21 protein-coding genes are annotated in these 22,334 nt (G+C 65.6%); 18 read left to right on the top strand and 3 right to left on the bottom strand.

Translation table 11 applies throughout. The features are described 5' to 3' along the window. The first annotated feature begins 5 nt into the window (after window positions 1-5). Window positions 6-1,088, top strand: a complete 1,083-nt coding sequence (gene mraY / locus G9Q80_RS26630; protein WP_069209473.1) for a phospho-N-acetylmuramoyl-pentapeptide-transferase — start codon at window positions 6-8, stop codon at window positions 1,086-1,088. Window positions 1,089-1,137: 49 nt separating this feature from the next. Beyond that, window positions 1,138-2,541: a UDP-N-acetylmuramoyl-L-alanine--D-glutamate ligase gene (murD, locus tag G9Q80_RS26625; RefSeq protein WP_088716173.1), complete on the top strand. Its 1,404-nt coding sequence runs from the start codon at window positions 1,138-1,140 to the stop codon at window positions 2,539-2,541. A gap of 6 nt (window positions 2,542-2,547) precedes the next feature. Here murD and G9Q80_RS26620 read toward each other — a convergent pair whose 3' ends face one another. Beyond that, window positions 2,548-3,720 carry a BaiN/RdsA family NAD(P)/FAD-dependent oxidoreductase gene (locus tag G9Q80_RS26620; RefSeq protein WP_088716174.1) on the bottom strand — a complete coding sequence of 391 codons (1,173 nt, stop codon included), beginning with the start codon at window positions 3,718-3,720 and terminating at the stop codon, window positions 2,548-2,550. A 137-nt stretch (window positions 3,721-3,857) separates the two neighbouring features. On the opposite strand from G9Q80_RS26620, the gene G9Q80_RS26615 reads away from it, so the two are divergent. The 15 genes from G9Q80_RS26615 to recN all read left to right on the top strand — a co-directional run bounded on the left by G9Q80_RS26615 (window position 3,858) and on the right by recN (window position 21,127). Beyond that, a complete protein-coding gene (locus G9Q80_RS26615) occupies window positions 3,858-4,166 on the top strand; it encodes a hypothetical protein (protein WP_043137920.1) in 309 nt (102 codons plus the stop codon). Window positions 4,167-4,321: 155 nt separating this feature from the next. Continuing rightward, complete coding sequence (locus G9Q80_RS26610) at window positions 4,322-5,491, top strand: peptidoglycan glycosyltransferase FtsW (protein ID WP_043137917.1); 1,170 nt, start codon at window positions 4,322-4,324, stop codon at window positions 5,489-5,491. A 97-nt stretch (window positions 5,492-5,588) separates the two neighbouring features. After that, window positions 5,589-6,698, top strand: coding sequence for an undecaprenyldiphospho-muramoylpentapeptide beta-N-acetylglucosaminyltransferase (gene murG, locus G9Q80_RS26605; protein WP_069209470.1), 1,110 nt, complete (start codon window positions 5,589-5,591; stop codon window positions 6,696-6,698). Between the two features lie 126 nt (window positions 6,699-6,824). Next, window positions 6,825-8,225 carry a UDP-N-acetylmuramate--L-alanine ligase gene (murC, locus tag G9Q80_RS26600; protein ID WP_088670870.1) on the top strand — a complete coding sequence of 467 codons (1,401 nt, stop codon included), beginning with the start codon at window positions 6,825-6,827 and terminating at the stop codon, window positions 8,223-8,225. Between the two features lie 196 nt (window positions 8,226-8,421). After that, window positions 8,422-9,954, top strand: a complete 1,533-nt coding sequence (locus tag G9Q80_RS26595) for a hypothetical protein (RefSeq protein ID WP_088716175.1) — start codon at window positions 8,422-8,424, stop codon at window positions 9,952-9,954. Window positions 9,955-10,059: 105 nt separating this feature from the next. Further along, entirely contained in the window at window positions 10,060-10,305 is a 246-nt protein-coding gene (locus G9Q80_RS26590; RefSeq protein WP_043137912.1) for a DUF2484 family protein, read from the top strand. Window positions 10,306-10,371: 66 nt separating this feature from the next. Next, complete coding sequence (locus tag G9Q80_RS26585) at window positions 10,372-10,659, top strand: hypothetical protein (protein WP_088716176.1); 288 nt, start codon at window positions 10,372-10,374, stop codon at window positions 10,657-10,659. 40 nt (window positions 10,660-10,699) lie between these two features. Next, window positions 10,700-11,623 (top strand): UDP-N-acetylmuramate dehydrogenase, encoded by a 924-nt coding sequence (murB, locus tag G9Q80_RS26580; protein WP_088716177.1) that lies wholly within the window; start codon window positions 10,700-10,702, stop codon window positions 11,621-11,623. A 184-nt stretch (window positions 11,624-11,807) separates the two neighbouring features. Next, window positions 11,808-12,728, top strand: coding sequence for a D-alanine--D-alanine ligase (locus G9Q80_RS26575; protein WP_088716178.1), 921 nt, complete (start codon window positions 11,808-11,810; stop codon window positions 12,726-12,728). Further along, entirely contained in the window at window positions 12,716-13,717 is a 1,002-nt protein-coding gene (locus tag G9Q80_RS26570; RefSeq protein WP_074621569.1) for a cell division protein FtsQ/DivIB, read from the top strand. The genes G9Q80_RS26575 and G9Q80_RS26570 overlap by 13 nt, the downstream gene beginning before the upstream one ends. Next, the gene (gene ftsA, locus G9Q80_RS26565; RefSeq protein ID WP_043137904.1) at window positions 13,714-15,042 is read left to right on the top strand and encodes a cell division protein FtsA; all 1,329 of its coding nucleotides are present in this window, start codon (window positions 13,714-13,716) and stop codon (window positions 15,040-15,042) included. The genes G9Q80_RS26570 and ftsA overlap by 4 nt, the downstream gene beginning before the upstream one ends. A gap of 495 nt (window positions 15,043-15,537) precedes the next feature. Continuing rightward, a complete protein-coding gene (gene ftsZ / locus G9Q80_RS26560) occupies window positions 15,538-17,136 on the top strand; it encodes a cell division protein FtsZ (RefSeq protein ID WP_088716179.1) in 1,599 nt (532 codons plus the stop codon). 385 nt (window positions 17,137-17,521) lie between these two features. After that, on the top strand, window positions 17,522-18,451 hold the full coding sequence (lpxC, locus tag G9Q80_RS26555; protein WP_088716180.1) for a UDP-3-O-acyl-N-acetylglucosamine deacetylase: 930 nt from the start codon (window positions 17,522-17,524) through the stop codon (window positions 18,449-18,451). 132 nt (window positions 18,452-18,583) lie between these two features. Then, window positions 18,584-19,438: an outer membrane protein assembly factor BamD gene (locus G9Q80_RS26550; protein ID WP_043137898.1), complete on the top strand. Its 855-nt coding sequence runs from the start codon at window positions 18,584-18,586 to the stop codon at window positions 19,436-19,438. A 36-nt stretch (window positions 19,439-19,474) separates the two neighbouring features. Next, complete coding sequence (recN, locus tag G9Q80_RS26545) at window positions 19,475-21,127, top strand: DNA repair protein RecN (protein ID WP_088716181.1); 1,653 nt, start codon at window positions 19,475-19,477, stop codon at window positions 21,125-21,127. A 3-nt stretch (window positions 21,128-21,130) separates the two neighbouring features. Here the strand turns inward: recN and G9Q80_RS26540 are convergent, their stop codons facing one another. Both G9Q80_RS26540 and G9Q80_RS26535 read right to left on the bottom strand, forming a co-directional pair. Then, entirely contained in the window at window positions 21,131-21,499 is a 369-nt protein-coding gene (locus G9Q80_RS26540; RefSeq protein WP_088716182.1) for a hypothetical protein, read from the bottom strand. Between the two features lie 4 nt (window positions 21,500-21,503). Beyond that, complete coding sequence (locus G9Q80_RS26535; RefSeq protein ID WP_157903865.1) at window positions 21,504-21,662, bottom strand: hypothetical protein; 159 nt, start codon at window positions 21,660-21,662, stop codon at window positions 21,504-21,506. Window positions 21,663-21,752: 90 nt separating this feature from the next. Here G9Q80_RS26535 and G9Q80_RS26530 point away from each other — a divergent pair, with 90 nt between their 5' ends. After that, window positions 21,753-22,334 (top strand): TetR/AcrR family transcriptional regulator, encoded by a 582-nt coding sequence (locus G9Q80_RS26530; protein WP_069209462.1) that lies wholly within the window; start codon window positions 21,753-21,755, stop codon window positions 22,332-22,334.

The following is a 22,334-nucleotide window of genomic DNA, read 5'->3' as shown; positions in this document are numbered from 1 at the left end:
AGGCCATGCTTTTCTGGCTGACAGAGTTCAGTGACGGCGGGGACGCCTTCAACCTTTTCCGCTATATCACCTTTCGCGCCGGCGGGGCTTTTCTGACCGCGCTGATCTTTGGCTTTCTCTTTGGGCGCCCCTTGATCAACGTGCTGCGCAAGCGGCAGGGCAAAGGCCAGCCGATCCGCGATGACGGTCCCGAGGGGCATATCGTCAAGGCGGGCACCCCGACGATGGGCGGGTTGCTGATCATCGGCGCACTGGTGACCTCGACCCTGCTTTGGGCGCGGCTGGACAATGCCTTTGTCTGGATGGTTCTTTTCGTGACCGTGGCCTATGCGGCCATTGGGTTCGCAGATGACTACGCCAAGGTCAGCAAGCAGAACACAGCCGGCCTGTCGGGCAAGTTGCGCCTTTTGCTGGGCTTCATCATCGCGGGGATCGCGGGCTTCTGGGCCTCGGCTTATCATCCCCAGGAACTGACCTACAGCGTCGCCTTCCCGATCTTCAAGGACACGCTGCTGTATCTCAGCTACATGTTTATCCCTTTCGCCATGATCGTGATCGTGGGAGCGGCCAACGCGGTCAACCTGACCGACGGTCTTGACGGGCTGGCCATCATGCCGGTGATGATCGCTGCCTCGACCCTGGGCGTGATCGCCTACGCGGTGGGCCGGGTCGATTTCACCGAATATCTGGATGTGCACTATGTGCCCGGAACAGGGGAAATTCTCGTGTTCGCTGCGGGAGTTGTCGGCGGGGGGCTGGGATTCCTGTGGTATAACGCGCCACCGGCGGCTGTCTTCATGGGCGACACCGGTTCGCTGGCTTTGGGGGGGGCTCTGGGGGCCATTGCCGTGGCGACCAAGCATGAGATCGTGTTGGCCATCGTGGGCGGGCTTTTCGTGGTCGAGGCGCTGTCGGTGATCATCCAGGTGCTCTACTTCAAGCGCACGGGTAAGCGTGTCTTCCTCATGGCGCCGATCCATCACCACTACGAGAAGAAGGGCTGGGCCGAGCCGACCATCGTGATCCGCTTTTGGATCATCTCGCTGATCCTGGCTATCATCGGCCTGGCGACGCTAAAGGTTCGTTGAGGGACTCCAGCTATTTGGCTGGTTCAATTGAAGTGACGGGAGTGGGCGCATGATCCCGGTACGCGGGTTTGACGGTGCTATTGTCGCGGTGCTGGGACTGGGCCGATCCGGCCTGTCTGCAGCGCGGGCGTTGCGCGAAGGTGGCGCGCGCGTGGTGGTCTGGGATGACACGACGGCGGCCCGGGAGCGGGCAGAGGCCGAAGGATTCGAGTCGCGGCGGCTGGACCGCGAGGAGGCCTTTGACGACGTGGCCTGCCTGGTGACTTCGCCTGGTATCCCGCATCTGTACCCACAGCCCAACGCGGCGATTGCTGCGGCGCTGCGGGCCGGTGTGCCGGTCGACAACGATATCGGGTTGTTTTTCAGGAGCCTGGGGCATGGCTGGGACAGCTATGACCAGCCGCCAAAGGTGGTGGCGGTCACCGGGTCGAACGGAAAATCGACGACCTCGGCGCTTATCCACCATATCCTGAGCGCCTCCGGGCGGGACAGCCAGTTGGCGGGCAACATCGGGCGGGGCGTGCTGGACATCGACCCGCCGGGGGATGGCGGTGTCGTGGTGCTGGAACTCAGCAGTTACCAGACCGATCTTGCCCGCAGCCTGACGCCGGATGTCGCTGTTTTCACGAATTTTTCTGCCGATCACCTGGATCGTCACGCGGGGCTGGGCGGCTATTTCGCGGCTAAGCGCCGGCTCTTTGCCGAGGGCGGGCCGGACCGGGCCGTGATCGGTGTTGACGAGATCGAAGGTGCCTACCTGGCCGGTCAGCTCTCCGAGGGGCGCGCAGATGACCGGGTGATCCGGGTGGCCAGCGGTCAGAAGCTCTCGGGTCCGGGTTGGTATGTCTTTGCGCGCAAAGGGTTTCTGTCCGAATGGCGCAAGGGGCGGCAGGTGGCTTCGATCGACCTGCGTGACATCGCCGGTTTGCCTGGGGCGCACAATCACCAGAACGCCTGCGCTGCCTTTGCCGCTTGCCGGAGCCTGGGTCTTGGCCCGCGCGAGATCGAGGCGGCTTTGCGTACTTTCACCGGGTTGCCGCACCGTTCTCAGCGGGTGGGAGAGGCGAAGGGCGTCACCTATGTCAATGATTCCAAAGCCACAAACGTGGACTCTGCCCTGAAAGCGCTGCTGGCCTTCCCAAAGGTACGCTGGGTCTGTGGCGGGTTGATGAAGGAAGGCGGGTTGGAGGCATTGCAGCCGGGGCTGGCGCATGTGTCCCGGGCCTATGTGATCGGGCGCGAGCCCGAGAGCTTTGCGTTGCAACTGGTTGATACGGATGTCGAAATCTGCGGTGACATGGCGACGGCCGTGGCCCGTGCAGCGGCGGATGCAGAACCGGGCGAGGTGGTGCTGCTGGCGCCGGCTGCCGCGAGTTTCGATCAGTACGACAATTTCGAGAAGCGCGGCGAGGATTTCATCGCCTGTGTAGAAGCGGAATTGGCCAAGGAATAAAGGGGCTTATGCGGCAATGTGGCGGCCTGCCGCCACGCCGGAGGCCCAGGCCCACTGGAAGTTGTAGCCGCCCAGCCAGCCGGTCACGTCGATCGCCTCTCCGATCACGTAGAGGCCGGGAAGATGCTTTGACATCATGGACTTGGAGTCGACCCCCTCGGTCGAGACACCGCCCAGCGTGACCTCGGCGGTGCGATAGCCTTCGGAGCCGGTGGGTTTCAGGCGCCATGCGGTGAGACTGTCGGACAAAGCGTCGATGCGGGCGTCGGAGAGATCGGCGATATTCCCTTTTAGATCAATGTCCTGACCCAGAAACTCGACGAGGCGTGCAGGCAGATGCGTGGCCAGCTCCGTGGTCACGGCGCGGCGGCCCTCGGTCTGGCGGCAGGCCTTCAGGATTTCGGGAAAATTCCGCCCAGGCAAGAGGTTGACGGTGATCTCTTCGCCCTCGTGCCAATAGCTTGAAATCTGCAGGATGGCGGGGCCGGACAACCCGCGATGGGTGAAAAGAAGCGCCTCTTCGAAGCTGGTTTTATTATTTGAAACCAACGTATTGGTCGAAACGCCAGCAAGCGGTGCAAAGCGGTCTCCGAAGGTCAGGGGGACCAGTGCGGGGCGGGTTTCGGTGATGTCGTGGCCGAACTGGCGGGCGATGTCATAGGCAATCCCCGTGGCGCCCATCTTGGGGATGGACTTGCCGCCCGTGGCCAGGATCAGGTTTTTCGACGTGATTTCAATGGGTTTTCCGTCGCGCTCAAGCGATGTGACAAAGCGGCCACCGGCATGGCGGACGTCCTTGATCTGGGTCCGAAGCCAGAGCTGTGCGCCGGATTTCTCCATTTCTTTCAACAGCATGTCCACGATCTGCGTGGATTTTCCGTCGCAAAAGAGCTGTCCCAGCGTCTTTTCGTGCCAGGCGATGTCATACTGCCCGACGAGGTCGAGGAAATCCCACTGCGTGTAGCGGGCCAGGGCGGATTTGCAGAAATGCGGGTTCTCCGAAAGGAAGGCATTGGAATCACAATACATATTCGTGAAATTGCAACGCCCGCCGCCGGAGATGCGGATCTTTTCGCCGGGGTTTTTCGCATGGTCCACGACCAGCACATCCGGCCCGGCACAGGCGGCGGCCATCATGCCGGCGGCGCCGGCGCCAAGGATCAAAGTGGTGACGTGCATGGGGGTCCGGAGTTTGTACGTTTTGTACGTTTTGTACGTCGATTTCCGCATTTTGTACAAAGCGGTAACGCGCTCTTAACCGAGCAGCGCGCGGTGAGAAAGGGGCGCGTTAATCACCTTCGGGGCAGGGTCACGGCATGACACGCAAACCGATCATGATGTTCCGGGCCACCGAATTGCCCGCCGGGGTGTTCCGCGCCGAGATGGCGCGCTACCTGCGCAAGCTGGAGATGATAGGCGACCGTTTCCTGATCACCCGCAGCGGGCAGGTGGTGGCGGGGCTGGTTTCTCCTTGGGACGTGCAGGCGCTGGAAGAAATCGACCAGCGCGACCGGGAAGAGCGCGAGCGCCGCTTGCGCGAGCGCAGCAACCACCTGACCTGGCTGGAAGAGGCCCGCGAAAAGGCGCGGCGCGGCGAGGACGTGGAATGGCGCCCGCGGTTCTGAGAGGGGCGGCGGGGTAAACCCCGCCCTACGCGTGGCGACCGGGGCACATCGTCCTAGGAGCCGCCGGATTCCTTTGGCCTGTTCGGAAAATCTGCGCTATACTGGCCGTCAGACCCGGGACAAACCGGGCGGTTCGAGGCAGTAGCGGTGTTCAGATGACAGAGATGGTTTACGGCACGGTGCCCGTGAAGGGTGGCGAGCCTGTGTTGCCGAAGTGGTGGCGCACTGTGGACAAGTGGACCTTGTCCTGCATTTTCATGCTGTTCGGGATCGGCCTTTTGCTGGGGCTTGCGGCCTCGCCGCCGCTGGCCGAACGGATCGGGCTGCCGCCTTTCTACTACGTGCAGCGACAGGCCTTTTTCGGCGGTCTTGCCCTGGTGGCCATGGTTCTGGTCTCGATGATGGGGCCGGTCATGGTGCGGCGTTTTGCGGTGCTGGGGTTCTTCGCGGCCTTCATCGCGCTGGCCTTTCTGCCGCTCCTGGGGACGGATTTCGGCAAGGGGGCGGTGCGCTGGTACAGCCTTGGCTTTGCCAGTCTCCAGCCCTCCGAATTCCTGAAACCCCTGTTCGTGATCGTCACGGCCTGGCTGATGGCCGCGGGGCAGGAGCTGGGCGGCCCCCCGGGGCGGAGCTATTCCTTTGTCATCATGGTCAGCATCGTGCTGATGCTGGCGATGCAGCCGGATTTCGGCCAGGCGGCACTGATCCTCTTTGGCTGGGGCGTGATGTGGTTCGTCGGCGGCGCGCCGATGCTGCTGCTGGTCGGGCTGGCCGGGTTGGTGGTGCTGGCGGGCATGGTGTCCTACAATTACTCCGAGCACTTTCAGCGCCGCTTTGACGGGTTCCTGAACCCCGAGGTCGATCCGACCTCGCAGCTGGGCTATGCCGAGAACGCGATCCGCGAGGGCGGTTTCTTTGGTGTCGGTGTCGGCGAGGGCCAGGTGAAATGGAGCCTGCCGGACGCGCATACGGATTTCATCATCGCAGTGGCGGCGGAGGAATACGGGCTCATCCTGGTGCTGGCGATCCTGACGCTTTATTCCGCCATCGTCATGCGCAGCCTGATCCGGCTGATGCGGGAACGCGATCCCTTTATCCGGCTGGCGGGCACCGGCCTTGCGGCCATGTTCGGCGTGCAGGCGATGATCAACATGGGCGTGGCGGTGCGCCTGTTGCCGGCCAAGGGGATGACGCTGCCTTTCGTCAGCTACGGCGGCTCGTCGCTGATCGCGGGGGGCATCGCGGTGGGGATGCTGCTGGCCTTTACCCGGACACGCCCCCAGGGCGAGATCCGCGACATCCTGCGGGGGCGGGCGCGCGGATGAGGACGGCATTGGCAGGAACCTGCCGGTATTCCCCTTGTCATGGACGATCGCGCGCGGATGCTATATCGGCGCGTGGATCGATGACGGAGACAGGAATATGGGCGAGCGCAAGCCTTTGCTGGTGATGGCCGCCGGCGGGACCGGAGGCCATATGTTCCCCGCCCAGGCGCTGGCGGAAATCATGCTGGCGCGCGGGTGGCGGGTCAAGCTGTCGACCGACGCGCGCGGCGCCCGGTATACGGGCGCCTTCCCCGAGGGGGTCGAGATCGAGCAGGTCTCGGCCGCGACCTTCGACCGGGGCGGGCCGCTGGCCAAGTTGGCGGTGCCCTTCCGCCTGGCCTCTGGCGTGGTGTCGGCGATTTTCGGAATGCGGCGCGACCGGCCCGACGTGGTCGTGGGCTTTGGCGGTTATCCCAGCGTGCCGGCCCTGACCGCTGCCTGGCTGCTGAAGCTGCCGCGCATGATCCACGAACAGAACGGCGTGTTGGGCAAGGTGAACACCTGGTTTGCGACGCGCGTCAATGTCATGGCCTGCGGCACCTGGCCCACGGATCTGCCCGAGGGCGTCGAGGGCATCCACACAGGCAACCCGGTGCGCCGCGCCGTGGCCGAACGGGCCGGGGCGGGATATATCGCGCCCGGGCCCTATCCGATGTCGATCCTGGTGATCGGCGGATCGCAGGGGGCGCGAACGCTGTCTGACGTGGTGCCGCCGGCGATTGCCGCGCTGCCGTTGGACATGGTGGGCAACCTGCGCGTCAGCCACCAGGCCCGCGACGAGGACGAGGAGCGCGTGGCGACCTATTATGCCGAACACGGGCTCACGGCGGATGTGCAGCCCTTCTTTCACGACGTTCCCGCCCGGATGAGCGAGGCGCAGCTTGTGATCTCGCGCTCGGGGGCGTCGAGCGTGGCAGACATCGCGGTGATCGGGCGGCCCTCGATCCTGATCCCCTATCCGCATGCGACGGGCGATCACCAGGTGGCCAATGCGCAGGCGCTGGTGGATGCGGGCGCGGCGATCCGGATCCCGGAAAGCAAGCTGACCATCGAAAGCCTGACGGAGTCGATCCACGCGATCCTGTCGAATGAATCCGGGGCGATCCAGATGGTGCGCGGGGCACTGTCGGTGGCGAAACCCGAAGCGGCGGAGCACCTGGCCTGGCTGGTCGAGGAACTGGCCGCGGGACGGATGACGACAGAATGAGCGGGGCCGGCACGACAGGCCGGGTGACAAGAACGATGGCGGCAGCGCTACGGGGACAAGACAAGAATAACCTCGAAAAAGGAGAGGCGGGACATGAAGGATCTGGAGCTTGAGCGGGGGGCCTGCATGACGGGGGCGACGAAACTGCCCGGAGACGTGGGTGCGATTCACTTCGTGGGCATCGGCGGTATCGGCATGTCGGGCATCGCCGAGGTGCTGCTGAACCACGGCTACAAGGTGCAGGGGTCCGACCTGAAGGCCTCCAAGATCACCAGGCGGCTGGAAGAGCTGGGCGCCCATGTCTTCGAAGGCCAGCGGGCCGAGAACCTGGACAAGGCCGAGGTGGTGGTGATTTCCTCGGCGATCAAGCCGGGTAACCCCGAGTTGGACGAGGCGCGCCGCCGGGGCCTGCCCGTCGTGCGCCGGGCCGAGATGCTGGCCGAGCTGATGCGGCTGAAATCCAACGTCGCCGTGGCCGGGACGCATGGCAAGACCACGACGACCACCATGGTCGCCACGCTGCTGGACGCGGGCAAGTTCGACCCGACCGTGGTCAACGGCGGGATCATCCATGCCTATGGGTCCAACGCGCGCATGGGGCAGGGCGAATGGATGGTGGTCGAGGCCGACGAGAGCGACGGCACCTTCAACCGCCTGCCTGCGACCATCGCCATCGTGACCAACATCGACCCCGAGCACATGGAACACTGGGGCACGATCGAGAACCTGCGGCAGGGCTTTTACGACTTCGTGTCGAACATTCCCTTCTACGGACTGGCGGTCTGCTGCACCGATCACCCGGAGGTGCAGGCGCTGGTTGGTCGCGTGACCGACCGCCGCGTGATGACCTACGGGTTCAACGCGCAGGCGGACGTGCGCGCCGTGGGGCTGACCTACAAGGCGGGCGTGGCGCATTTCGACGTGGTCTTTCAACAGTCGGGTGACAAGATCGAGGGCTGCACCCTGCCGATGCCGGGCGATCACAACGTGTCGAACGCCCTGTCGGCGGTGGCCGTGGCGCGGCACCTTGGGATGAGCGGCGACGAGATCCGCGAGGCGCTGGCCGGTTTCGGCGGCGTGAACCGACGCTTTACCCGCGTGGGCGAGGTGAACGGCGTGACGATCATCGACGATTACGGCCATCACCCAGTGGAAATCGCCGCCGTGCTGAAGGCCGCGCGGCAGGCCTGCGAGGGCCGGGTGATCGCCGTGCACCAGCCGCACCGCTACACCCGCCTGCACCATCACTTCGAGGAGTTCTGCTCGTGTTTCAACGAGGCGGACGTGGTGGCCATCGCCGAGGTCTTTGCCGCCGGTGAGGACCCCATCGAGGGTGCCACGCGCGACGATCTTGTCGCCGGTCTGGTGCGCCACGGCCACCGCCACGCCCGCGCGATCCGCGACGAGGACGACCTCGAACGCCTGGTGCGCGAACAGGCGATGCCGGGCGACATGGTGGTCTGCCTCGGCGCGGGCACGATTTCTGCCTGGGCGAACGGGTTGCCGAAGCGGTTGGCGGCGGGGTAATCCCCGCCCTACGCGGTATTGAAAATGGCCCCTTCGGGGGCCGTTTTTGTTTGGGGCGGGCGTCATGCCAGAGGCATGCTTTGAACATGCCCCCGTCTCGCGAGGCGAGACTCCCCCAGAGGTATTTTCTGCCCAAAGAAGCTGGGGGTGGGGATTTGCCGTTGCGGTTCAGCGCCGGGGTGATGAAGCTGGCGGTATGAAGGCCGAGGACATCAAGGACCGGGAAACGCTGGAGGCTTGGCTAAGGGGAAGGCCGCGGCGGGATGCCGTGGTGATCGCGCATCGGGCGGCGCTGCGGGTGCTGCCGGTCTGGGGCGCGGCGATGGGGGAGGATTGGGCGCGGAAACGTGATTGGACAGTGCTCCCGCTGTTGCGCTGCGCTTTGGTATCTCATTTAGCCAGTCACGCTCCCAACGTCGACTTTGTTGGTTTCGCGGTTGCCGCTGATGATTCCGCAGCAGACATCTGGGCCAGCACTCTTAACATCGGTAGGAATAGCCCCGGTAGCGGGGCGTCAGCGGCTGCCGACGCAATACAATCTGGGTATCAAGCCGTGCAACTTGTTGGGGGCGCGAGTATTGAGACAGTTGCGCGTGTCATACGGACTGCTGAACAATTGGACGAAAGTCGGTCAATTCTATCAGCAACGAAATGGGATGCGCGATCTCTGGAAGAGGGTGAGAAGCTGTCGACCTGCCCCTTGTGGTATTGGCCCGATCACTCGCCCAAACCTTTCCGCTCAATGGAGCGGGACATGCTGGCTATCTGGGACGGTGATCCACCTGACCGCTGGGACTTCTGGCGGCGCTGGTGGGAGGGGGCGAAGAGTGGGCAGCCGCTGGACCCGGAGTTGCAACTGGCCATCGTCAAGGGGGTCGACGAGGAGACTTGGAAAGACCCGGACAAGGTGGCGGCGCGGATTGCCGAGATTGAGGATGCCTTCAACACGGAAAGAGCAGCCGAGGACCGTCTGGATGAGGTGATCGCGGCGACGCCGAACGCCGAGCGCGTGGAAGGTAACCTGGATAGCGGGGCGCTGATCCTCGTCCCCGATTCAGGTATAGACGGCGCGCTTTTCGACTATGCCGCGCGCAAGGTGGCGGGGGCGATTTCCATCATCCGATTGGATGGGAGCAACCAATACACGGCCCTGGAGGCTGATCTGGCGATGCTGCAAGCCGCGTTGGAAGTGACGCCGGGTTTGCCATTGGAGCTTTTCGATGCATGTGCTTCTGCGACCGGCCGGTTGGTGCTTCGGTGCGAGATCGGTGACCTGCCGCCGCTCGAGAAAGATCCTGTGTTGACAGACTACAGAAACCGGTTGCGCGACGCGGGCGCCGATCTTTATGGCAATGATCCGCAGACCCAGTCTGTCGTGGCGGCCCGGAATGCGTTGGCCGGAAACGATGTTTTCCTTGAGCACCCTCGAGATGTAGGTGCCGCTGTAGAGGAGATCGGCCCGGCACTGGAAGGGCATTTGGCCACGGCTCTGCCTCGGGATGCGAAGATTGCTTCCGATCCAGCCGCGTCTGCGGAAGAGCGCAAACCAGCGACCTACCGGCTGGTCAGCCGCACGCTGCGGATTGCAAAGATTGCCGGATATGTGGTTGGTGGTGGCGCGGCAACAATCGTCGGAACAAAGGAAGTTCTGGAGGCGATTCCGGTGATCCAAGCCTCGCCGCATTTCCAGAAACTTGTCGAGCTTGCGTTGCGCTGGCTGGGGTTCTAGGAGCTCCGAAGGCCTTTTTCTGCAATTGCATCTATCGCAGGGGTTGTGCGGATCGCGCGGCTGGCGCATTCTATAGGCACCTCTGGGGGGCACGGAGGGCAGACAATGTCATTATCGCTGATCCTCGCCTGTGCCTGGGCCGTGCTGGCCAATGTGCTTGCGATGATACCGTCGCGCGACAATCACTGGACGCGCGCTTATGTGCTGATCGCGCTGGGAATCCCGTTGGTCGGCTATGTCACCTACCAGAACGGACCCTGGGTCGGGCTCTTTGTCCTGTTCGCGGGCATGAGCATTCTGCGCTGGCCGCTGCGCTACCTGTTGCGCTGGGTGCGGCAGACCGCAAGGTAGGGCGCTTCTGACTGGTCTGCGGCGCCGGAGATGGCGAGACTGTCGCCATACCGGAGGAGCTGACCGATGATCTACCTGATACCCGCCCTCGTGGCGCTGGGTGCGCTTGGCCTTGGCTGGGCGCTTTTGCGGTTCGGGATGGGGGCCGCGGCGGTGGTGTTGGCCTTGGTCCTGACCGGCGCTGGCGGCTGGCTGATCTACCGCATGCAGATGGCGAGCGAGGGCTGGGACGCGCTGGGCTATGGCATTGGGCTGATGCTGGGGGTCCTGCCGGCCCTCGTGGGGCTGGGGGTTGGTGCGCTGATCGGTCTGGCCCGGCGGCACAAGGCCGAGGCGGCGGCCGAGCGCAGCTGACCCCTTGCGGAACGTCGCGGCGCGGCCTAGCACCTTTGCCATGACAGAGCTTCCCGAACCGCGCGGCCGGCTGACCCCGGGCCGTCCCTTGAGTGAACTGACCTGGCTGCGCGTGGGCGGCCCGGCGGACTGGCTGTTTCAACCCGCCGACCTGGACGACCTGCAGGCCTTCCTGGCGGATCTTCCGGCAGAGGTGCCGGTCTTTCCGATGGGCGTGGGGTCCAACCTGATCGTCCGGGATGGCGGGCTGAGGGCGGTGGTGATCCGGCTGGGGCGGGGGTTCAACGGGATTTCGGTCGATGGCGCGCGCGTGACGGCGGGGACGGCGGCGCTGGATGCGCATGTGGCCCGGCGGGCGGCAGAGGCGGGGGTGAACCTGACCTTTCTGCGCACGATCCCCGGCAGCATCGGCGGCGCGGTCAGGATGAACGCGGGTTGCTATGGCACCTATGTCGCCGATCACCTGGTCGAGGTGCGGGCGGTCACGCGTGCGGGCGAACTGGTGACGATCCCGGCGGGTGAGTTGAACCTGGCCTACCGGCAGAGCGAGTTGCCCGAGGGCTGGGTGCTGGTCGAGGCGGTGTTCGAGGGGCTGCAGGGCGATCCCGAGGAATTGGCTGCGCGCATGGACGCGCAGTTGAAAAAGCGTGATGAGACCCAGCCCACCAAGGACCGCACCGCCGGCAGCACCTTTCGCAACCCGGCGGGGTTTTCCTCGACGGGCCGAGCGGACGATACCCATGACCTGAAGGCCTGGAAGGTGATCGACGAGGCCGGGATGCGCGGGGCCACGATGGGCGGGGCGCAGATGTCGCTCAAGCATTCCAACTTCCTCGTCAACACTGGCGGCGCCACGGCGGCAGAGCTGGAAGGGCTGGGGGAGGAAGTGCGAAAAAAGGTTTTCCAACACTCTGGAATAGAGTTACACTGGGAAATCATGCGGGTCGGTGAGCCGGCGCGCTGATTTGGGCCTCCGTTAAACGACAAGATCAAGAGCAGGGCCCGGCGACCACAGGCAGGTTGCACCAGTTTTTGCGGGATGATCCGCGGCAGAAAAAGGCGACGGGGGTGAACCCCGCGCGGTGGAACGTGGGCAATGCCCCTCGTTCATAATTTGGGGGCAAGGCCCCCAGGGCAGTTGAGGCGTTTTGGGGATGTCGAGCAGGACACTCCCGAAAGTGGTGGTGCTAAAGGGCGGACCCTCGGCAGAGCGCGAGGTTTCGCTGGTTTCCGGACGGGAATGCGCCGCCGCTTTGAGGGGCGAAGGCTATCAGGTGATCGAGCTGGACGCGGGGCCGGACGTGGCCGCGCGCTTGCAGGAGACCGCGCCGGACGTGGTGTTCAACGCCCTGCACGGGCGCTGGGGTGAGGACGGCTGTATCCAGGGGATGCTGGAATGGCTGCGCATCCCCTACACGCATTCCGGCGTGCTGGCCTCGGCGCTGGCGATGGACAAGGAAAAGACCAAGGAGGTCTACCGCAGCGCCGGGCTGCCGGTGGCGGACAGCCTGCTGGCGGGCCGGGACGAAGTGCAGGCGCGGCACGTCATGGCGCCTCCCTATGTCGTCAAACCCTACAACGAGGGCTCTTCGGTTGGGGTCTACCTTGTGCACGAAGAGGCCAACGGCCCGCCGGTGCTGGACGCGACCATGCCCGAGGTGGTCATGGTCGAGGCCTTTGTGCCCGGGCGCGAGCTGACGACCAGCGTCATGGGCGACCGGGCGCTGGGCGTGACGGATATCGTCACCGACGGCTGGTACGATTACGACGCGAAATACAAGGCGGGCGGATCGCGCCATGTCTGCCCGGCGGAGATCCCGCAGGAGATTACTGAGGCCTGCCTGGACTACGCCTTGCGCGCGCATCGGGCGCTGGGCTGCCGGGGCGTGACGCGGACCGATTTCCGCTGGGACGAGGCACGGGGCCTCGATGGGTTGATCCTGCTGGAAACCAACACGCAGCCGGGCATGACGCCGACCTCTCTGTCGCCCGAGCACGCCGGGCTGATCGGCCTGACCTTCGGCCAGTTCTGCGCCTGGATGGTGGAGGATGCCTCATGCGATCGCTAGAGTTCCGCGAGGGCGACGATCCGCAGATGGCGCGGCTGGACCCGGGGGCATCGCGGCTGAAATACCGCATCGAACGGCTGATGCTGACGCCGTTCTTTCGCTTTTCGCTGCGGGTGCTGCTGCCGTTCGCCCTGTGCCTGGGTGCCGGGGCGGCCTGGTTCTCGGTCGAGGAGAACCGCGAGGATTTCAACCTGATGATCTCGGAGGTGCGGGCCGCGGTCGAGAACCGCCCCGAGTTCCAGGTGCGCATGATGGTGGTCGATGGGGCTGACGAGGCACTGATCGACATGATCCGGGCCGAATTGCCGATCGATTTTCCGATCAGCTCGTTCGACATGGACCTGGACCGGCTGCAACGCCGGGTGGTCGCGCTGGACGAGGTGAAATCCGCCGAGCTGCGCGTGCGCCAGGGCGGGGTGCTGCAGGTGGACGTGGTGCAGCGTCAGCCGGTGGTCCTGTGGCGGACCTCGGCCGGGGTGGACCTGCTGGACGAGGGCGGGATCTTTGTCGCGCAGGCCGAGCATCGCGCCGATTTCGCCGACTTGCCGGTGATTGCGGGAGACATCCTGCGGCCCGAGGCGGCGGCGGCGCTGAAAAAGCCCGCGGCGGACCGCTCCGAGGCAGAGGCCAAGCTGGCCGAGGCGGCGCAGGCGCGCATGGCGCTGGTCGTCGAGGAGGCCCTGCGCATGGACGCGCTGACCGGACCGATCCGCGACCGGCTGCGCGGGTTCGAACGGATCGGCGCGCGGCGCTGGGACGTGGTGCTGGACCGTGGCCAGCGCATCATGCTGCCCGAACAGGGGGCGGAACGGGTTCTGGAACAGGTGATCGCGATGGCGGTGACGGAGGGCGTCGACCTTCTGGCGCGCGACCTGGTGGCGGTGGACCTGCGGCTGCCAAGGCGGCCGACGATACGAATGACCGATGCAGCCACGCAGGAGATGCGGCGCATCAAGGCGATCGAGGCGGGTAGGGAAGTCAAACAATGATCGAGCTGTACGAGTCCCAGAGGGCAATGCGGAACATGCGGCGCGCGGCGATGCAGCGCGGCGTGGTGGCCATCCTGGACGTGGGGTCGTCCAAGGTGGCCTGCCTCGTGTTGCGCTTTGACGGAACCGATCCCTCGGACGATGGCATCGGCTCGTTGGCGGGGCAGTCCGGCTTTCGCGTGATCGGCGCGGCGACGACACGGTCGCGCGGTGTCTGTTTCGGCGAGGTGCAGGACATGGGCGCCACCGAGCGCGCCATTCGCACCGCCGTGCAGGCGGCGCAGAAGATGGCCGGCATCCGGGTGGATCACGTCATTGCAGCCTTCTCGGGGGCCGAGCCGCGCTCTTATGGTCTTGCGGGCAAGTCGGACGTGCTGGGCACCACGGTGGACGAACAGGACGTGGCGCGGGTGCTGTCCGCCTGTGACGTGCCGGATTTCGGACCGGGGCGCGAGGTGCTGCACGCGCAGCCGGTGAACTTCGTGCTGGATCACCGCTCGGGCCTGATCGACCCGCGCGGACAGATCGGCAACGAGCTGGGCTGCGACATGCACATGCTGACGGTCGAGGCGCAGGCGATCCAGAACCTCGCCCATTGCGTGAAACGCTGCGACCTGGAACTGGCGGGGCTCGCCTCCTCTGCCTACGTCTCGGGCATCTCGGCGCTGGTCGAGGACGAACAGGAGCTGGGCGCCGCCTGCATCGACATGGGCGGCGGCGCAACTGGCGTGTCGATCTTCATCAAGAAACACATGATCTACGCGGATTCCGTCCGTATGGGCGGCGACCACGTCACCCGCGACATCAGCCAGGGGCTGAAGGTCTCGATGGCGACGGCGGAGCGGATCAAGACCTTTTACGGCGGGCTGGTGGCAACCGGCATGGACGACCGCGAGATGATCGAGATCGGCGGCGACACCGGTGACTGGGAACACGACCGCCGCACGGTGAGCCGCGCCGAGCTGATCGGCATCATGCGGCCAAGGGTCGAGGAAATCCTGGAAGAGGTGCGGGTGCAGCTGGACGCGGCGGGGTTCGATCATCTGCCGTCGCAGCAGATCGTGCTGACTGGCGGCGCAAGCCAGATCCCGGGGCTGGACGGGCTGGCCTCGAAGATCCTGGGGCAGCAGGTGCGTCTGGGGCGGCCCCTGCGCGTGCACGGCTTGCCACAGGCGGCAACCGGGCCGGGCTTTGCGACGGCGGTAGGCCTGTGCCTGTTCGCGGCGCATCCGCAGGACGAATGGTGGGATTTCGAGATCCCGGTGGACCGGCTGCCGGCGCGCTCGCTCAAGCGGGCGGTGCAGTGGTTCCGCGACAACTGGTGAATTCGGTCGGCGGGGCGGGACTGTTTGCGGCTGGCGCCGCAAAGACGCCCGCCCGCCGACCCTTTTGACAGGCTGTGCCTGTCTTTTTCTTGCGTGGTCGCCAGGAGCAGGCTGAGCGACGGTTCGGGGGGCAGGATTTCTCCGGGCCGGGCGCGTTTTCGCGGGTGACAGTGCTTTCGGGGCGCGTTAGGTTATGCACAGGTGCCCGTGGATAAGAGGCGCCAGGAGGGTCGGGCAGGCACTCCGGACATTGTAGAGACGTGAATCCGCGCAGGGGTTGCCCCTGTGCCCGGTGTCGTATTTTGCGCCGGAGTTGGTGGGTCACACCAGATATGTGGATATCTCCGATATCGGCGGAATTGAGCCGTAAAATTGGCCATATTTTGTGGCTTTTTTGCGTTTTTCGCGTGACGGGCGGAACCTCAAAAGGTAGGATTCAAGGGAACAGGCCGTGCACAGGCCTGAAACCGGAATAAAAAGACAGGCGGACATATCATGGCACTGAACCTTTCGATGCCCGGGCAGGACGAGCTGAAGCCCCGTATTACGGTCTTTGGCGTCGGCGGGGCAGGCGGCAACGCCGTCAACAACATGATCGAGAAACAGCTCGAAGGCGTCGATTTCGTCGTCGCGAACACCGATGCCCAGGCGCTTGCGCAGAGCATGTCGCAAAGCCGCGTGCAGTTGGGTGTGAAGGTGACCGAGGGGCTGGGCGCCGGGGCGCGCGCCAGCGTCGGTGCAGCCGCCGCCGAGGAGAGCATCGAGCAGATCGTCGACCACCTGGCCGGCGCGCACATGTGTTTCATCACCGCCGGCATGGGCGGCGGCACCGGGACGGGTGCGGCGCCGATCATCGCGCAGGCCGCGCGTGAGCTGGGCGTGCTGACCGTCGGTGTCGTGACCAAGCCCTTCCAGTTCGAAGGCGCCAAGCGGATGAAACAGGCTGAGGCGGGCGTGGACAGCCTGCAAAAGGTCGTCGACACGCTGATCATCATTCCGAACCAGAACCTGTTCCGCCTGGCGAATGAGAAGACGACCTTTACCGAGGCCTTCTCGATGGCCGACGACGTCCTGTACCAGGGCGTGAAGGGTGTGACCGACCTGATGGTCCGTCCGGGCCTCATCAACCTCGACTTTGCCGACGTCCGCGCGGTGATGGACGAGATGGGCAAGGCCATGATGGGCACCGGCGAAGGCGAGGGCGAGGATCGCGCGGTCCAGGCGGCCGAGAAGGCGATAGCGAACCCGCTGCTGGACGAGATCAGCCTCAAAGGCGCCAAGGGCGTGCTGATCAACATCACCGGCGGCCACGACCTGACCCTGTTCGAACTGGACGAGGCGGCCAACCGCATCCGCGAGGAAGTGGACGCGGACGCCAACATCATCGTCGGTTCGACGCTGGACGACAGCATGGCCGGCCAGATGCGCGTGTCGGTCGTTGCCACCGGCATCGACGCCACCGAGAACGTGCACGATGTCCCGGTGCCGCGCCGCAAGCTGTCGCAGCCGCTGGGCAATGCAACGCCTGAACCCGCACCGCAGCCGGAACCGCAGCCCGTGGCCGCCGAGCGTGCGCCCGAGCCGGAACCCTCGCTGTTCGGTCAGATGGATAGCCATGACCAGGCAGAGCCCGTGCAGTCGCGCGACTATGACGAGGTGATCGAGGAGCAGGCCGCCGACGATGGTCTGCCGCCGCCGGCCTACCGTCCGCAAGTGGCCGAGTTCCGCCCGGCGCCCGATACGATCGAGGCCGACCCGCAGGATTTCGTGGCACCGCGCCCCGCAGCTCCCGGCACGCCCAGCCCGGCAACGCTGGACCGGCTCAAGGCCGCCGCCGCCCGGACCCGCGAAGAGGTGCAACAGGCGCCCGCGCCGCAGCCGGCCCCCGCCCCGGCCGAGGAAAAGTCGCGCTTCAGCGTCAACTCGCTGATCGGGCGCATGACTGGCCACGGCGAGCACGCCGCGCCGCAGCAGCCGCGCCGCGCCCAGCCGCCGGTGCAGGCGCATCGTCCGGCTCCGGTCCACGATCACGAGCCCGAGGCCGAGGACGACCGGATCGAAATCCCGGCTTTCCTGCGCCGCCAGGCCAACTGAACCAAGCCCGGAATTTCAGCAGGACGTCCGTCTGTCTGCTGAAATTTCCACACCTCGTGAGATCGCCCTCTGCCTCTGCAGGGGGCGGTTTCATGTCGGGAGGCGTGTTTCAATGTGTTCACAAACGGCAACACTCTCGCAAGAAACCGGGTTTTCCGGGGAGATTCGCGGGCGATTTCGCGTCGGGTGTTTGGGCATTTTTTTATTTTAAAGACAGTATCTTGTAATGGATATTTCATGCTCTTGGCGGGGTTTTGCCGACCGTATCCGCACCATGTTTCACACGGTTACAATCTTTGATTTGAGGCACCGCGACAGCTTGGTTACCCCCATCACCAAAGCCGCGTCCAGGTTGGGGGGACGTGCGCAACACAGGGGCAGCTTCGTGCAAACAACGCTTCGGTCTTCGATCACATTCGCAGGTGTCGGCCTTCACTCTGGCCAACCTGCGCGACTGACAATCCGGCCGGCCAGTGCCGACTACGGCATCTGGTTCAAACGCACGGACATCCGTCTGGGCGACACGATGATTGCCGCCCGGTGGGATGCGGTCGAGGCCTCTCCGCTCTGCACGCAGATCGTCAACCGTGCGGGTAGCTCGGTGTCCACGGTGGAACATGTCATGGCGGCCCTGGCCGGCTGCGGTGTGCACAATGCCCTGATCGAAATCGACGGACCCGAGGCCCCCATCCTCGACGGGTCCTCGGTGCCTTTTGTGCGCGGTATCCTTGCCCGCGGCCTGCGCGAACTGGCGGCCCCGGTGCGCGCCATCGAGGTGCTGGCCCCGGTCGAGGTCAAGACGGACATGGGCTGGGCCCGCCTGTCGCCGGGCCACCCGGGGCAGGGGCTGTCGATGCAGTTCCACATCGCCTTCGCGGATGCGGCCATCGGGGAACAGACCAAGACGATGAACCTGGCCAACGGCGCCTTCGTGCGCGAGCTGTGTGACAGCCGCACCTTCTGCCGTGCCTCCGATGTCGAAGCGATGCGCGCCGCGGGCAAGGCCCTGGGCGGGACCTATGAAAACGCCGTCGTGGTAGATGGCGACCGGGTGCTGAGCCCGGGCGGATTGCGCCATTCCGACGAGGCCGTGCGCCACAAGATGCTGGACGCGCTGGGTGACCTGGCACTGGCCGGTGCGCCGATCCTGGGCCATTACGAGGGTCACAAGGCAGGCCATGCCATGACCAACGCACTGCTGCGCGCGCTCTTTGCTGCGCCGGATGCCTACCGTGTCGTGCTGTGCGACAGCGGGCAGGCGGCGCGTCTTCCGGGTGCCGGCGTCGGGCGCCACGAAATTCCGGCTGTGGCCTGAGCCGCACGCATGGGCAGCAAGGCGCGCATTAATCGGGCCGTAAGACATTTTGCACCGGAATTTTCTGTGCTAGACCCCTCGCAACGGACGGCCCGTCAAGGGGACGTCGAACGAGGTAGAGGGTGTTCGGGCATGTCTGGGGGCAGATCGCGAAAACTGGTGATCGTGGCATTGGCGGTGGCTCTGGCCCTGCCCGGGTGCGATTCGCTGCGGCGGCGCGAGGTCGGGCCGGGGAATGTCCCGCTTGAGACCTATACCGCCAAGCAGATCTTCGAGCGTGGTGAATACGAACTGTCGCGCAAAGACGCGAAGGACGCTGCCTTCTACTTTGGCGAGGTCGAGCGGCTGTACCCCTATTCGGACTGGGCCAAGCGCGCGCTGATCATGCAGGCCTATGCCTACCACGAGAACAAGGATTACGAGAACGCGCGCTCTGCGGCGCAGCGGTTCATCGACTTCTACCCCGCCGATGACGATGCGGCCTATGCGCAGTACCTGCTGGCGCTGTCCTACTATGACCAGATCGAACTGGTGGGCCGCGACCAGGGGCTGACCTTTCAGGCCTTGCAGGCGCTGCGGACGGTGATCGAACGCTATCCTGACAGCGAATACGCGCGGTCGTCGATCCTGAAATTCGACCTTGCCTTCGACCATCTCGCGGCGAAGGAAATGGAGGTCGGCCGGTACTACCTCAAACGTCAGCATTATGGCGCGGCGATAAGCCGGTTCCGCGTGGTGGTTGAGGATTTCCAGACAACGACACATACGCCCGAAGCGCTGTTCCGTCTGATCGAAAGCTACCTGTCGCTGGGCCTGTTGAACGAGGCGCAGACCGCCGGGGCGATCCTCGGCTACAACTACCAGTCGACCGAGTGGTACGAGGATGGCTACAAGCTGTTGCAGAAGCAGGGGCTGAAGCCCACGGCGCTTGGCGACAACTGGCTGTCGGCCATCTATCGCCAGATGATCAAGGGCGAGTGGTTGTAAGAAGCATCGGGCCCGTGCCCGGACCAATGGCTGACCATGCTGCGCGCGCTTGAAATCAGGGACATGTTGATCATCGAACGGCTGGAACTCGAGTTCCAGCCGGGTCTCAACGTGTTGACCGGGGAAACCGGTGCCGGGAAATCCATCCTGCTGGATTCGCTGGGGTTCGTGCTGGGCTGGCGCGGACGGGCAGAGCTGGTGCGAACCGGTGCCGAGCAGGGCGAGGTCGTGGCCGAGTTCGAGTTGCCGGAGGGCCATGCGGCCTGGGCGGTGCTGGAAGAGGCTGGTCTGCCGGCCTCGGATGAGCTGATCCTGCGGCGGGTGAACACCAGGGACGGCCGCAAGACCGGCTGGGTCAACGACCGGAGGGTGTCGGGCGAGGTGCTGCGGCGCCTGTCCGAGACGCTGGTCGAACTGCATGGCCAGCACGACGACCGGGGGTTGCTGGACCCCAGGGGGCACCGGTCGATCCTGGATCTTTACGCGGGTGCGGGCGAAAGCCTGACCGAGGTGCGCCGCCGCTGGCGCGCCGTGGGCACGGCCCGCAAGGAACTGGAGACGGCGCAGGCGGCGCTTGAGGCCGTGCAGGCCGAAGAGGAATTCCTGCGCCACGCGGTCGATGAACTGGGCAAGCTGGACCCGCAGCCGGGCGAGGAAACCGAGCTGGATGCCCGCCGCCGGATGATGCAATCGGCCGAGAAGATCCGCGACGACATCGCCCAGGCCTCCAGCGCGCTGGGATATGACGGGGCCGAGGGGGCGATGGCCAATGCGCTGCGCTGGCTCGAAGGGGCTGCGGACAAGGCTGAGGGCCGCCTCGAGGCACCGATCGCGGCGCTGGCCCGCGCGATGGCGGAACTGGACGAGGCCGCGACCGGCGTGGCCGATTGCCTTGAAGCGCTGGAGTTCAACCCGCTGGAGCTGGAAGAAGCCGAGGAACGCCTGTTCGCGATCCGGGGTCTTGCGCGCAAGCACCAGGTGATGCCGGACGACCTGCCCGGGCTGGCGGCGGACCTGTCGGAAAAGCTGGCCGCGCTGGATGCGGGTGAGGCGCGCATCGGAGACCTGCGCAAGGCGGTGGACAAGGCCGAGGCGGAATATGACGCGGCGGCCTCGGCACTCACCGAGATGCGCCGGACGGCGGCCGGGGCTCTGGACAAGGCAGTTGCGGGGGAACTGGCGCCGCTCAAGATGGAGCGTGCGGTGTTCCAGACCGCCGTGACAGAGGCAACCGCCGGGCCGGAGGGGCGCGACATGGTGGCCTTTACCGTGGCGACGAACCCGGGCGCGCCGGCGGGGCCGCTGAACAAGATCGCCTCTGGCGGGGAGCTGTCGCGGTTCCTGCTGGCGCTGAAGGTCTGCCTGACAGAGGCGCAGGGGCGCGGGGCCACGATGATCTTTGACGAGATCGACCGGGGCGTCGGCGGCGCCACGGCGGATGCGGTGGGGCGGCGGCTCAAGGCGCTGTCGGAAGGCGGTCAGGTTCTGGTCGTTACCCATTCGCCGCAGGTTGCAGCGCTTGGCGGGCATCACTGGCGCGTGGCCAAGCGGGTCGACGGCGAGGTGACCCTCTCCGAGGTCGTGCCGCTGGCCGAGGGTGAGCGCGAGGACGAGATCGCGCGGATGCTGTCGGGTGACACCGTCACGAAAGAGGCCCGCGCGGCGGCGCGAGCCCTGCTGAACACCTAGGCCTCAGCTCACGGGCAGGGGCCGGGCGCGCCGCAGGACCCCGGCCAGCAGCACGGCGCAGGCGGCCTGCGCCGTGACCACGGCGGGCCAGATCATCGGAAATGCCGGGTCGATGTATTTTTGCGGTCCAAAGGACACCAGCGCCGCGAGCGCGGCCAGGGCCGCAAGCACGCCTCCCGTGCGGGACTGGTCGGCCAGCATGTAGGCGGCCGCGCAGAGTCCCAGGGCCGCGCCCAGGAATGGCGCCATCGCGAAGAGGGGGATCGCCTGTGGCGGGTGCGGCGGCACCCCGGCATAGAGCGCGCCCAGCATGACGGCTTGCAGGATAAAGAGCGTGGCCAGGGCGGCGCGGCGAGCGGATTGATCGGGCATCACATCACACCGGCAGTCTGCGCGCCGCGATGCGGGCAATGGTCTGGCGCAGGTGAAACGCGATTACAGAGAGGATCGAGACGCACCGGGGCTGTTGCCGGGTCTGCAGGTCCAGTTTGCGGCGATCGTGATCGTCGCAATAGTCGAAATAGGGATGGGTCATTGGCGGTCTCCAGGATTAAAAGCGTACTAATGTGTACGCCTTGTCAATATCCGTACACACGGGTACGGATTGCGTCAAGGGAGAGATGCCATGCGACCAGAGAACAAGGCGGAACGAGAGGCACAGATCGCCGAGGCGGCCTATGCGGTCCTTGCGGAAAAGGGCTTTGCCGGGTTGTCGATGCTGGCGGTGGCGAAGCGCGCCAAGGCGTCGAACGAAACGCTGTACCGCTGGTACGGTGACAAGACCGGGCTGTTCCGTGCGCTGATCCTGCGCAATGCCGAGCAGGTGACAAGGCGGCTGGAGGCGCTGCCGGACGGGGGCGCGGGGCGCGCGGTGCTGGAGGCGCTGGGGGCGGCGTTGCTGGACATGCTGTTGAGCGAACGCGCCGTGGCGCTGAACCGCGCGGCGGCGGCGGATGCCAGCGATACGCTGGGCGCGGTGCTGGCAGAGGCCGGGCGCGGGACGGTCTTTCCTCGCCTGCTGGCGGTTTTCGAGCGGCTTTGCGCCGCGGGCGAGGTGAGCGGGCCGCCCGAGGTTACGGCGGCGCTTTGGGTCGATCTGCTGGTCGGGGACTGGCAGGTGCGGCTTGTCACCGGGGCGATGCGGATGCCCGATGCCGATGCCCGCGCGGCGCGGGTGCGGCGGGCAGCGGACGGGGTGCTGATCTGA

Source organism: Mameliella sp. LZ-28 (assembly GCF_012274245.1).
Lineage (GTDB): Bacteria > Pseudomonadota > Alphaproteobacteria > Rhodobacterales > Rhodobacteraceae > Antarctobacter > Antarctobacter albus.
The sequence above is the reverse complement of the archived record's forward strand: the minus strand, read 5'-3'. Positions and strand labels throughout refer to the sequence as shown.